Origin of the sequence: Actinoplanes sp. URMC 104 (genome assembly GCF_051386375.1) — a bacterium.
Taxonomy (GTDB): Bacteria; Actinomycetota; Actinomycetes; order Mycobacteriales; family Micromonosporaceae; genus Actinoplanes.
On record NZ_JBPQTO010000008.1, the window covers coordinates 1 to 13,565 of the forward strand.

At 65.3% G+C, this 13,565-nt stretch carries 6 protein-coding genes; 3 read left to right on the forward strand and 3 right to left on the reverse strand.

The window, feature by feature from the left end:
- Positions 1 to 45 precede the first annotated feature (45 nt).
- Positions 46 to 5,205: a HEAT repeat domain-containing protein gene (locus tag ACSNN8_RS25040; protein WP_436651986.1), complete on the reverse strand. Its 5,160-nt coding sequence runs from the start codon at positions 5,203 to 5,205 to the stop codon at positions 46 to 48.
- A complete protein-coding gene (locus tag ACSNN8_RS25045; protein WP_436651987.1) occupies positions 5,202 to 5,588 on the reverse strand; it encodes a toll/interleukin-1 receptor domain-containing protein in 387 nt (128 codons plus the stop codon). The genes ACSNN8_RS25040 and ACSNN8_RS25045 overlap by 4 nt, the downstream gene beginning before the upstream one ends.
- 317 nt (positions 5,589 to 5,905) lie before the next feature.
- Here ACSNN8_RS25045 and ACSNN8_RS25050 point away from each other — a divergent pair, with 317 nt between their 5' ends.
- Positions 5,906 to 9,664, forward strand: coding sequence for an nSTAND1 domain-containing NTPase (locus ACSNN8_RS25050; RefSeq protein WP_436651988.1), 3,759 nt, complete (start codon positions 5,906 to 5,908; stop codon positions 9,662 to 9,664).
- A gap of 1,180 nt (positions 9,665 to 10,844) precedes the next feature.
- Complete coding sequence (locus ACSNN8_RS25055; RefSeq protein WP_436651989.1) at positions 10,845 to 11,096, forward strand: hypothetical protein; 252 nt, start codon at positions 10,845 to 10,847, stop codon at positions 11,094 to 11,096.
- Positions 11,097 to 11,715: 619 nt separating this feature from the next.
- Here ACSNN8_RS25055 and ACSNN8_RS25060 read toward each other — a convergent pair.
- Entirely contained in the window at positions 11,716 to 13,215 is a 1,500-nt protein-coding gene (locus ACSNN8_RS25060) for a hypothetical protein (protein WP_436651990.1), read from the reverse strand.
- 96 nt (positions 13,216 to 13,311) lie between these two features.
- Between ACSNN8_RS25060 and ACSNN8_RS25065 the strand changes: the two genes are divergently transcribed.
- Entirely contained in the window at positions 13,312 to 13,539 is a 228-nt protein-coding gene (locus tag ACSNN8_RS25065; RefSeq protein ID WP_436651991.1) for a hypothetical protein, read from the forward strand.
- Positions 13,540 to 13,565 lie beyond the last annotated feature (26 nt).

Here is a 13,565-nt window from a genome sequence, read left to right on the forward strand (position 1 = left end):
TTAGTCCATGATCCGCCGGGCATGGCATGAGACGCCTCGCTGGGACTATCCCGCTATCGCGAGAGGTATGTCAGTCGAGAGTCTCAGGTATGCCTGGCGAATCTCTGTTGGCGTCCGCCAAAGTGCCCGAGCCATCCGCTCGATCTGGGGCCGATCAATAATCTGTTGCGGGTCGATCTCGGCACCCCCGTCGCCGTAGCGGGTGAGCAAGTCACGCTCGAATTGGTTACGCAACTCGTTTCTATAGATGCCCATCCATTCACGGCGGACCGACCGGGACGGCGCAGTCAGTCCAATCCGCATCAGCCGCTGCGCGTGCGGGTCGCCCAGCCGGGCAAGCGGCCCGATCAGCGACCATCGGGCAGCAGCGGTCAGGTCGCCGTAGCTGCGTCGTAGCTCGGCCATGGGTGCAGCTTCGCCGAATGAGGCGAGGGCCCAGGCTGCTGTTTCCCGAAGGTAGTAGTTCGGATGATTGAGTAGCCTGCTGAGCGGTTGCTGAGCCATTCGCGCGTCGAGCCGGACGATGGCCCCGACGACTGCCACGCGCACCCACGGCGACGGGTCGTGCTCAAGTCGATCAATGAGTAGCGGAATCGCGGCCCGGTCGTTTAACCCAGCTACCGTGCGTGCTGCTTCCCGGCGCACTGCGCTTTCCGGATCGGTCAACGCTGTGCGGAGCGGCGCCTTCGGCACGGCGAGTTGCGCCCGCCGGAACTCGCGCACCGCGACTTGCCTGACCGCCGAGTGCGGGTCGTCGAGAGCGTCGGTCAGTAGCGGTATTACGTCTGGTCCTTCGATTCGGGACAAGGCCTCGAGGGCGGTCGCGCGCCGGCTCCCATACAGATCGGACAACTTGGCGTGCAGATACGGTGCGGCGGTCCGCGCGCCAACGACCCCAAGCGTCCACATCGCCGCCTCGCGTACCCGCTTGTCTGGGTCATCCAGATATCGAATCAAATGCCCGATTGCGCCGTCGTCGTCCAATGACAAGAGGGCATTACGCCGTACCAGCGGATGTGAGTCGGCCAGCAGTGGCAGCAAGTCGTCCACGCGACCCGGCGAGGCGACTTGGCCGATCGCGTCGGCGGCCGCGGCGCGCACATGCGGATGCGAGTCGTCAAGAAGAGTCCGCAACGTCGGCCGGCAGGCGGGGACGGCGCCCGCCGCGAGGGCGTCCGCGACAGCGCGGCGAACTCGGGGTGCTGGATCCGCCGGTCTGCCTGTCAGAACCGCAACGACGTGTTCAGATGCCAGATTACCGAGTGCGATCGTCGCTTGGCGGCGAACCTCTGGCTGTGGGTCATCGAGCGTGTTGGCCAGCGGTTCGATTGCTCGGTCGTCGAGCAGCAAACCTAGGCCCTTCGCGGCGTGTATCCGTTCTAACGCGTCTTCCGCGCGCAGCGAGCGGACGAGTCCAGAGAAGGTGCCGGGTCCGATGCCGACATCGCCTAACGACTCTACCGCCGCCGCACGCACACTTGGATCTTGGTCCTCAGCTAGACGGCGGAGAGTGCCGGCGATTGTCGAACGGCCGCACGGTTGGCGCAGAGCCAGGGCGACGCCGCGACGTACCTGGGAAACTGGATCATGGCTTGTCGCGATCAACAGGTCGCGAGCGCGGTCCTCGTCGTATTCTTTCATGCTCAACGCTGCAGCCTGACGTACCTGGGGATAGGGGTCACGAAGGCCCATTGCAAGCATATTGAAATCCGCGTTGGTGCACGCTGAGTTTATTGCCTTCATTGCCGCGGCCCGGACCGTAGAGTCCTCGTCGGCGGCCAAGCGTCTATTTGCCGCCAATGCGGACTCGCCGTCGAACTGGGACAAGGCGTCTGCCAATTTGGCGCGGACTTCGGCGGATTCATCCGCGACCAAACAGGCCAATTTCCGTGCGGCCTCATCGTCGCCGATGTACTCGTTCGCCCAAACGGCCTGTCGGCGCGTTTCGGGCGCGCTCGAAGCCAGCGCGGACTCGATCACTGTCCGATCTTCCAGGTCAGCCTCCATGAGCTGGCCAAGGGCGAGCACCGCCCACTCGGCGCCCGGAAACGTAGCGTTCCTCGTTAGAAATCGGCGCACAGTGTCGAGCGCTCGGCGGTCGGGTATCTGGTCGAAGGTGAAAAAGGCCCATGGGGCGGTCGATTCGGGCAAATCGTCGAACGCGTCCACCAGCGGGGGCACGACGCGATCGTCTCCTATTCTGCGCAGGGCGTCGAGGACACGTTCCGGCAGGCTATTGTCCGGCGACTGAAACCGCTGCAGGAGAGGATCGACTGTTGTCGAGTCGCCAATCGTGCCGAGTGCCCGTATTACCTCGGAACGCACGCTGCTTGCCGGATCGTCCAGCGCTGCGATGAGTTCGCCAGCAGTGGTGGTGTCGGCCAACGCGCCGAGGGCCGATGCGGCAGCTGCCCGAACGTTCGGTGCTGCATCGCCAAGTGCAGCCATCAGCGCCGATCTGGACGCGGAACTGCCGAGTGCGAGCAGGCCTGAGGCAGCGCTTTCGCGGACCTCGACCTCACGGTCAACGAGTGCTGCCAGAAGGATTGGCAGGACCGCCTCTTGGCCGACGTAACCAAGTAGCCGAACTGCCTCACTTCGCACCGCCGTGGCGTGGTCCTGAGCGATCTTGCCGAGCACGCCAGCCGCGTCTGGCCATCGGCGCGGACCCACCGCGTCGATGAGGGACAGCAGGGTGCTTCGCTCCTGCGCGCTGGTAGGCGCGAGCGAGACTACTTGGTCGATGGCTTCGTCAGACGGCCACCAGCCGCCTCCCGACGGGGGCTGCGTCATAGCCATAGCCCAGGCGACTGCTGCGACGACGATTGGATCCGGGCGCTTCAGAAGAGCCAACAAGTCGGCGGTCGGGAGCATGATCGGATCGTCATACTCGCTGGTCATCTGAGCGAACACCAAGGCGGCGACGAGCGGCTGATCGCCGTCCGCCCGGAGGCCGGTTAGCAGCGCAGCTTGGCGTGCTGTCAGATCATGACCACTGGCTGGCCGAAATGCCTGGCCGATCAGCCGCCCCAGTAATGGCACCGCCCCCGGGCCGCGCAGCCGTAGCTCCGCAAGCAGATGATCGCGCAGGCTGGATGACCATGTTGTGCGGCTAAGAGCGTTGATTGCCATGGCTTCGGGTGAGTCTGGGCGCGCGTCGGCGGGTACAGCCCGCACCAAGGCGTGCAAGATGGCGCCGACCACGTCGATGCCGGCGTTCGGTTCGTCTTCGAGGCAGCGGGCGGCCAGCACTGGATATTCGGCCAACACGGTGCCCAGCAGCCTGTCCACGTCGTCGCCGTGGCACAGTGACACGCACAGCCGGATCACCTCTTGCCAGGTGTCCTCCGAGTCGTCCCGGACTCTTGCTCGCGCGGCCAGGCGGCCAACCCGGGCGGCCAAGTCCTCGCCGCGGTCACGACCCGGGAAGTGGCCCTGCACCATGGCCTGGGCGGTTAGGTATTCCTGAAAGGTCAGGTGCCGGAACTCGAAGAGCGGCACTAACCGGCCCGCCCGGCGTACGTGACCCTTCTCGATCACGAGGCTGGTGCGGCGCTCCAAAAGGCGGAGAAAGTCGGCCGGATCGTGTCGTTGGAGCGGTCGCAATTGGGGATACTCGGTGCGGATCTGTTCCAGCAGCTCGAGCATCTCATCCTCGGTCAGCTGCTGTGCGCCGCGATCAGTCATCGCGTACGCCAGATATTGCAATTGCGGGTCAGCTTCTCGCGGGCTGATCGGGTCATCTACCTCGGATCGCCAAGAAAGGAGCACCCGGACGGCGTGCCCGTAGAGGTCGGCCCTGTGGTCGGGCAACTTTCCCACGCTCCGCTTGACTAGAGCTAGCGTGGTCAGCAGCATCGGATTGTTGGTCAGCTGCTCGACCCGGTCGGTGCCGTGTACGTCCGCGATGAGCTCGTCGGCCGCCGCTTTGCGGCGTTCGGGCGGCTCGGTGACTGAGCACCAGCGCCGGATGAAGTCGTCTTTGGCGGGCCTGTCCAGTTCCGTGATTTCGACGTGCTCGAAGCCGCGGCCGATGGTGTGGCTCATCTCCCGGTAACCGACGATGCGGCTGGTGATCACCATTGGTGCTCTCGGCCGTGAGAGGTGAATGCGTTCGAGCGACTCACAGAATCGAGTCCGGGAACGCGCGTCGCTGATCTCGTCGAGGCCGTCTACAAGAACTAACGCGGTGCCGGCGGCCAGCCGCGCGTCGAGGTCGGTGCGCATCGCCTCAATCTCCGCGGGAGACAGCTCGGCTCGTCGAAGGGTGTGTAGCAGAACATCCTCGAACGTGCCGTCAAGTTGTGCCGGGCCGAGGTCCCGGCAGCGCACCAGAATCGGCAACCAGTCCTTGTCAGGTAGGGTGTCGACTCCAGGTAAGTCGTGCCAGGCTGGGTCGTCGCGAAGGCGCAATAAGTAGGCGGTGGCCATCCATCGGAGCAGCGTCGTCTTGCCGGACCCTGGGTGGCCGAGGACCACTAGCCGACGGGCTGCCTCGAGCCGGACACCAGGAGGCTGAGCCGTGGTCTCTACACGGGCGCTCTGCACCGGCCCGCGAATCCGACGCGGACCGGTTAAGGCAGGGTGTTGTTCTCGCGCGCCGGGTGCCGACGGAGGGGTCGCGTCCGGTTCGGTATCCGCTCGCACAGTCAGCGGAAGAAAGAGATTACGCAGCGCCAGTTCTTGAGTGGCGAGGCGGCGGTCGGCAGGGAGGTTGGCAAGGTTGATGATGTCGGTAGTGCCTAAGAGTAAGTCGCGGTAGCGGCGTACGGCCGCCATGCCATCACTCGCCGGGGGCGTCGCGATGGAACTTATGGGGTAATGCCGCAGTAGTGCAGTGACTACCGCCTCGAGGGCGCCGGCCGGGTCACGCCAATACTGTGCGATCTTGCCGTCTAGTGAGAGAGGTTGCAGGTAGGCGTCTTGTTCGATGGCGACCCCGTAGACAGGTGTCTCCAGATTCATGCCGCGTGCGGCGTTCACCACGCGGTGCGCCCAAGGAGTTCCCATCGCGCGGATCGTGCCGCACAGCACAATCGGAGCGCCGACCGACAGCGCACGGCTCACCTCTTCGATGATGCTGTCACCGACAAGAACGGTGCCGGCGTGCACGACGGCGTATCCGGCGGCGGTGATCGAGTCGGCGAGGGTCTCGGCGTACTGCTCGTCACCCGCGGCGTGTGCAATGACGACAGGTCGACTCATCGAATCGCCGCGAGCAGTTGACGAATGCCGGCGTCCCAGTTCCTAACGAGATCGGCGTACTTGATGTCGGCGAGGATGGCGGGAACGGCGTTGCCGGTCAACCGCACCGGAAGAATCTTGACGGGTTGCCCGTCGAGCTGGCGAGCCAGGGTGGACATCCACTCCCGGCTCATCCACGGGGACTCCACTCCTGAACTGGAGTAGCAGAGGATCAGGTACGCCGTTGCGCTCAAGCCGGTGGAGATGCGCTCGACGATGGAATCGCCGAGGTCGATCCGCCACTCGTCGAACCACACTTCGTGGCCGGCGTTGCGGACCTCTTCCGCCAACCGGCGCGCCGCTGGCGCGTCCGCCAACCGATAGCTGACGAAGGCCTCGGCCATGTACGCCCCCACGAAGCTGATCGGTGTCGGACCGTCACGCTACCGGTACCGCGGGTGCCCGGCCAGCCCTGTCGAGGCGGCAGTGCGGGCAGAGGCCTGCCACCTCTCGTTCGTGGCACGCGGCGCGCTCGAGGCGGATGAAGGCACATCCTTGGTGGTGCGGGTCAAGAATGTGTCGCGTTGACGCCCCGGTACCGGGTTCCGGGAGATGCGCGCTCTGCGTCTCCGCCGGAAGCGTGAAGGCAAGCCACCGACCCAGTCGCTGGATGCTGGGGCGCGTTCCTCTTCGTACACTCGCAACGCGAGGGAGGCTGCCCATGCCCCTGTTGTTCATCAGCTACAGCCGGCACGATATGGCCGCCGCGGTCGAGGCCCGCGAACGTCTGATCGCGGCCGGATTTACCTGCGTGTTTCACGACGTCGACCCAGAAGAGGGCATCCCGACCGGCGCTGACTGGGAACGTACACTCTGGTTTGAGCTGCGGCGTTGCTCGGCAGTTGTCTTCCTCAGCAGCCAGCATGCGATTTCTTCACCATGGTGTCTCGCCGAGTTGGCCGTGGCTCGCTCCTCCGGCAAGCCCATCTTCCCCGTGGCTCTTGATGGTGCGCTGCCTCCGCTGCTGAGCGACACCCAAGCGGCCGTCGCCACCGGCGGCCTACCGACGGCGGTGCAGCGACTTCTCGCCGCAATGCGCCGCGCGGGACTCGATCCCAACGACTCCTTTGCGTGGGACCAGACCCGGCCGCCGTACCCCGGGCTGAAAGCGTTCGAGGAAGTCGATGCTGCCGTGTTCTTCGGCCGCAAGGACCAGGTGCAGCGGTTGCACGACATGCTGCACCCGCCGCTACAAACCCGCGGACGCGTTGTCGCTGTCGTCGGACCATCCGGTAGCGGCAAGTCGTCGCTGGTCCGGGCAGGCTTACTGCCCAAGTTGCGCCGCGACCGGCAGTGGCTCGTGGTTGCGCCGCTGGACCGCGACGGGCCGCTGCTCGAGCGGTTAGCACGAGGCCTAGCCCGAATCGGCGGACGCAATGACTGGCGTCCCATCGCTCGAGCCGTCGACAGCGGCGGCGCCGAGGCGTTAGCGACTATCCTGCGCGACCTTCGTGACAAGCCGGCAGCCACAGCCGCAATCTTGGAGCGCCCGAATCGGGTCCTTGTCGTGATCGACCAAGCGGAGGAGCTTGTCACGCACGCCGCGCCGGCCGAAAGCGGCGCGTTCCTGCGGCTGCTGCACGAGGCGGTACATGCCGGCACCCTGCTGTGGGTGGTGTGCACCGTACGGTCGGAGTTCCTCAGCGCGGCGCCTGAGCATGCCGTCCTGACCGAATTCGTCGACGACTCGATGCTGCTGGGTTCCCTTCCGCCCGAGCGGCTGACCGATGTAATCGGCGGCCCGGCACGGCGGGCCGGTTTGCACATCACGCCGGACCTCATTGCTCGGATCGCCGCCGACACGGCGGGAGGCGATGCGCTGCCGCTGCTCGCCTACACGATGCGGCTGCTCGCCGACCGAGCCGGACCCGGCGGTGAGATCACGCAGGACGGCTACGACCGGCTCGGCGGCGTCGTTGGGGCGCTGCGCCAAAACGCCGATACGGTTCAGGAAGCGCTGACACGCCAAGGCCTTGCCGAAGACATCCTGCCGACGCTGGCCGCGCTGGCCGCGGTCGAACGAACAGGTGAGCCCATTCGACGGCGGGTTCCTCTCGCTTCCTTCAATCGCAACGGGCAGCATGTGCTCTCCGCTTTTGTTGACGCCCGGCTCGTCAGCCGCGGCACCGACGCGAACGGTGACGTCGTCGTCGAAGTCACCCATGAGGCCCTGCTACGGCAATGGGAGCCGCTGCGTGACGCCATCGAAGCCAGCCGCGCTGATCTTCGCCTCGAAACCGACCTGATTCGCTGGGCCGAGGAGTGGCGGCACGCCGGCACGGACAAGTCCTTCCTGCTCACCGGTGAGCGCCTCACCGCGGTGAATCGATGGGCTGAGGCACACCTGGACGCGTTCGCGCGGCTGCCCGACGCGAGAGAATTTGTTGAAGCGTCGCGAAGGGCGTCCCTGGAGGAACGCGGCGAGCGGGCGGACCAGGCCGCCGTTTGGGCACAGCAGCTAGCGAGCCGTGATCTGAACCTGGCCACGGCCGTTGCCGCAGCGGCCGTGGCGGAACTCGCGCCCACGCAGGCTTCTGTGCTGACGTTGTGGGGCTTAGGTGCCCAACCGGTAGCCACATCACTGCCCGTCGCCCACACCGCGCCGGTGTGCTCAATGGTCTGGATGCCGGACGGGCGCCTCCGCACTCTCGACGAGCAGGGCAAGGTCTGCACGTGGATGGACGGTCACCGCACCCAGGAGTGCCGATTGAGTGACCCAGCAATGGACCGGACCGGCGTCCTCAGCCGGAACGGCAGCTACGTGGTCGGCGCCACTGAACGAAATTCTGCTGGAGTGTGGCGGGTCGACGATGAAACCTACCTTGGCGGCAGGGAAGCAGGTTACGTCGATGAGCAACGACTTACCTGGGCGAATGATGAGAGATTCGCAATCTCACTCAGTTCGCTGAGTGTCGACGTGTACACCATCGAAGACAGCCAGCCGATGCACCATGTGTCGTTCGATGTGCGGCAGTTCGAAGGCGTAGCGTTTTCCGCGGATGGTGACTACCTTGCCATCGCCGCCTCGGGCCAAGTACGCATCTACCGCAGCGACAACCCCACCACGCCGACCGCCAAGATCAGACTCCGTGGTGAACTCGTCCGCATGGCGTTGGCGCCGGCCGGTAAGTTCCTCGCCGTGCTGGCTCGCGCTCGACCGGACCGGCTAGGTGACGGCCTCACCCTCACCATTCATTCCGGAAACGGACGCAAGAACGCCAGTTGGCACGTTGATGGCATCGACTCGCCGGTCGAGTGGTCACCGGACGGCACGACGGTGGCGTATGTGCAAAGAGATGACGTGGAGCACTACGTAGAGCTGCGCAAAATCGGCTCAAGTCGGATGGTGCACCGGCGCGTCGATGGCAACCCGAACCATCTCGCGTGGAGCCGCGACGGACAGCAAATCGCGATGGACCACATGACGGGCAGGCTGGCTGTCTGGATGCCAGACGACGACCGACTCGAGCACCTGCCTGGCGGAAGACTGCGTGTTGCCCGCTGGTCCGGGACGTCATCTGCGGTCGCTGTCACGGCTGTGCAGCGACCGGTGCGGATCATTGACTCCCAAGGCACTATACGCGAGTTGCCTGCTTCCCCAGAGGGCAGCCGCATCGAAGTCGGCTGGTCACCAGACTCGTCTATCCTGGCGATCGCCGACTTCGATGGCATGAAGATTTACAGCGACGTCGGCAAGCCCGGGCTGCAGTTCGGACCTCAGCAAGGCGAGGTGGGGGCCTTTGATTGGGCGCCAGACGGCAGCCGCATCGCCCTCTCGTGCTGGCACTTCAACCAGACCGAACCGACGGTCGTCTCGCTGTGGAGCGTTAAAGACGGCGCGATGCTCAAGGTGATGGCGGGGGAGCCCGACTCGCGCAACGTCGCCTTCTGCCCTGACGGGCGGCGTATCGCCGGAACGACCAAGGACGACACTGTCCTCATATGGGATGCCGAATCCGGCGCGGTCCTCAACCGCTGGTTCGTCGGTGCAGGGCTCATCACAGCGCTGGCCTGGGCGCCGAACGGGCGGTACCTCGCCGCAGGCTCTCACCACGACACCCATCTTTGGGACACCGTGGCAGCAGCCGGTTATGCCCGCACCGGATACCCGCAGGACGTCAACGCGATCTGCTGGTCACCGGATTCCGCCTACCTGGCGGCCACCGACGGGCAACGAGTCACAATCTGCCGATGCTTTGACGGCCGACCTCTCACTGCTCTACAGGTACCGTCCACCGCCGGAATGGTTGACCTGTGTTGGACTGACCACCTGACCATGACGCTCGAAGACGGCGTCGTGCTTCGTTGGATGATCCCCCTGGACGACCCGCCGACGGATCTCGACACCGAGGCGCGGAACCGGCTCACTGCAGAGGACAGACAGCGTTACCGCTTGCCGGTCGACACAGACCGCGAATAGCACGGCGAAGCTGCAGCACGCCGAGGTGGCGACGACAGCCAACGACTCCGGCCTGGTTCGACGCGGTCGTCTGCGGGGTCCGGACATCTCTTGGCACCACAACAGCCAGGCGGCGCGGATCTAACAGCCAGGGGACGCGGATCTGATCAGCGAAGACATGGAGATCATCGACCTGCCGGGCGACCGGCATTCCGATCGACATTCGTCGTTGCAGCGGTGGTCCCAAGCGCGGGCATGCGCCCGTGGGTGAACCACTCGCTGCCATGCATGCCCGAGTAACGCACACGTATCGGTGTTCTGAGCCGTGGTGAGTCTCCACTGACCGGCCGCCTCGGCACGCCGGCCAACAGTCGCGCCTTCGTGGAATTTCGTGCCGGGCTCAACTGCGCCTCTAGCTTGAATCTCGTCAAGTCTTGTCAAGGTGCAGGCACACTCGAAGGACGCGCCCCGTATCCGGCAGTCACAGTCGTCTTGTGCCTGGAAGCTCGAGGACCCTCCGTTTCAGGATCTCCGCTCTCCGCCGCTGCGGTCCGGGTGATGGGATGGCAGCCCCTCAACCACTCACCCAGAGGCCCGCTCGACAGTTGCAGCCGTTCCAGGTTTTGAGATCCCGGCCCGAGGCGTTGAAACCGACGCAAGATCTGCGGCGGTCGCAGTGCCGTCAAAACGACTGTTCACCGGTGAGGTGAGGAGGTGAGGTGAAGCGCGCGCCCCCCGAAAGCTACAGAGAACTCTGGCGGCGTGTCCGGTCAGATGTCGCCCGAGTCGGAGGCGCCAATCGAGATCGGCTGAGGTCTTCTACCGCATCCGCACTTGGCCCGTCAGGAGGCGTGTTCAAAAAGAAAGATCTGGGTGAATTGCGCCAATGGGGCGAAATGCTGGACGCGAGGGCCGGCTTCGCGAACAATCTGACCGCAGCTCCACAAGTTGACAATATGTAAACCCGAAGCGGCGTCGCCCACCGCAGACTGTTGGTCGAGCAACCTGGCAAACAGGGCTGGCAGTCGACACCAAGGAGGCAGCACCAGCCAACCCGCCGATCAATACCAGTCACCGAACTAGTCGCTTGACGCGCACTCACGACGAAAGCGATGGGACGACGCCCGGATCCCCAGAGACGGGGACGGCCCGCTTGGCAGAGCGGGCCGTCGTGCCGCATCCCGCCACACGAAGCAGTCGCATGCATGACGACAAGGAGTACGACGTGTCCACCGTATCCACCTCATCCGGTCAACACCAGAAAGAACCAGATCACCGACCCACCGTCATCAAAAAAATGCTCGCCATAGCAGGCAGCGGCATACTAATCATCCTGAGTGCTGTGGCGACCGGTGCTCTCGCCGGCGGCTTGGCATACGCGGCGCTCATGCTGCTCGGCATTCTGGTCCTCGGCGTTGTCCTCGCCGTGGTGATCTACACCGTCCGCCGGTAGGCGGCCAGCGGGCTGGCAGGCCCCGGCTGGCCGGCCCGCGGCGCCCCACCCGTTCCCCGGACGCAGTAGCACCGCTCCATCGCGCTCGGAACAGGGGGCCGCGATGCCAGCGTCCGCGTCACTCGACGCCCATGATCGATACTCTGGGCATGGCGACCTATGCCCAGTGGTATTAGCCGGGCGAGAACATCTGGGGCTACGGCGAACTCGACGACGAGCGATGGCCCACCCGTCACATCGAGGTACGCGCGCAAGACGAGATGGTCCTGGCCGCCGCGTCTCTGCCCGAAGTTCTCAGAGCGCGGAACTCGGGCGGCGCGGACGCTGTTATCGCCTATGTACATCGGTACGGCATCGTGTCCGAGACGCCCTTCCTGGTAGATACCCGCCGACGGTGAGCCGGCCATCGAGCCGATCACAGCAAAGACGTTCGACCGGCTGTGGGAGCACGGTCGCCAGGCCCGCAAGAGCGTCCACGATCATCGTTGCGTATAGGCAAGGACAGCCGATGCCTGGTGGCGCGGAAACTCACCGACACGACTCCCGGCCCGAAGTCGGTGACGTTGAGCCTTGGTTGCAACCGGCACTCGAGCACCGCTGAGGGCCCTGATGCCGATCGCTATCCGCTTCGCCCACCGCTCAGGTGCCGGCGCAGTTCACGGGGATGAGCTAGCAGGACCAACAGGTGCAGGAATACGAGCATCGCGAGATCCGGTGGAACTGCACCGTTGTGTGCTGCAAGAAGCAGGTTGGTCTCCTGCACCGACCCGGCCTTCTTGGCGCCGTGTCCGTGGGTCGCGTTGCGCAGCAGCTTGACGTAGCGGGCAGCCGCCCGCTCCCGGGTACCGAGGGCAGCCGCGTCGAGGAAGAAGCCCTGCTGCAGGTCCTGTAGGGCGACGACGCCGCGCTCCGCGAGCGGGAGCAAGACCGCGGCCGCTGGGGCAGGTATCGATTGCTGCAGGCCAGCGAAAACCTTCCGGACATGTGTGAGCTCGCACAGCGTCTCGATCGGTTTGCCGGTCATGCGCTCAAGCGTGTCCATGACCGTGAAGAAGAGCACCATCTGCGCCCGCACGTCGCGATGGAGGGTGAGCATGGTCGCCACACGCGCGAACAGCTGCTCGGCAGTCATCAGCGCCTGGTGGTGCGCGGCCGGGTCGTAGGTGTCTGATGCGTCGGCGAACACCACAGGATCGCTGAGGACGCCGAAGAATTCGTTCAGGCCGTTGGCCCACCACCGCACTGCGTTCCCGCAGGACGACGCCGCAAGCTGCGGCCGAGACCAGGTGGTGGCGCTGCGACTGAGATGCGGTAGCAGGTGCAGCATCTCGGCCGGTCCGCGGCGGGTTCCGGCGACTGTGGTCCCGAGGCTGAACAGGATTGCCCCGAACGATCGGTGGCCGGCAAAGCCCCAGACATCGGGCGTCAGCGAGCCGAGCAACGGTCCTATGTAATCGTCGAGTAAGTACAGGCCTCGTAGCATGTCCTGACCGCTCGCGAACGCTGGCTTGCGCTCGGCGAGGAGTTCGCTCAAATGGCGGGTCTGGCCCGAGCGCAGCTTCTCGTCGTAGCGCAGGCGCAGGAGGACGGCGGGCAGTTTCGTACGGTGCAGCAGCATTGGGTCGCGCTGCACAAGGTGAATACCGGCGTGCGCGAACGGCAGGACGGACGGGTCTCCCTCGAGTGTCGTGCTGGTCAGCGCCCGGTAAGCGTGCTCGATATGGTCGGGCAGTCGCGCGTGCGGGACGACGCTTGCCGTGAGTCTCAGGTGCTCGAACCGGTCGACGAGATCACCGGACGCGGCGGCCCGCCGGCCAAGCTCGTCGAGTTCTTGCGCGGTCGCAGGTTCTAGTACTCTGGACTCGAACCCGGTCCGCGCAGCCGCGCTCGCGAGGTCGGCAAAGGCGGGCTTTCGTTTGCCTGGACCGGCGATGGCCTGTTCGGTGACAAGACGCGGGCGTGTGCGGTGATAAGACTCGTCGGTACGGATTCGTATAACCCCGCCGACGTCGCGGGCATGCAGCCCGGCGGCGGAAAAGTAGCCCCGGGATGCCCCGCCCCAGAACCACGGCGGGATCTGGATCGTCACGAGCTTGCGCAGTGACGACTGCTGTCTCATGAGCGCAGGCTAGCGTGTACACCAGGGCCGAGTGAGTTCTTACTCATGCGACCTTCCCACCTTCTGGTGTCTTGGTAGCCGGAGCCCCAGACCGCCGTGCTGCGCCTGGAAGCCGTCGCGCCGGCGTCCCCGAACGTCCCGCTCGGCGACGCCGGTCCGGATGACATCATCCTGTCGCTCGGCACCGAGCAGTTGGCGCGCCTCGACGGCCGGTATCTGTCCACCGAAGTCGCCTCCGGCTTCACCGGCCGCATGCTTGCGTTGTCCGCTCCCACCGTCGCTGTCCACGTGCGCTCAGTGCAGTATCGCCCTCGCGACGAGTAACGCCACCACCGTTCCGGCGGGTCGCA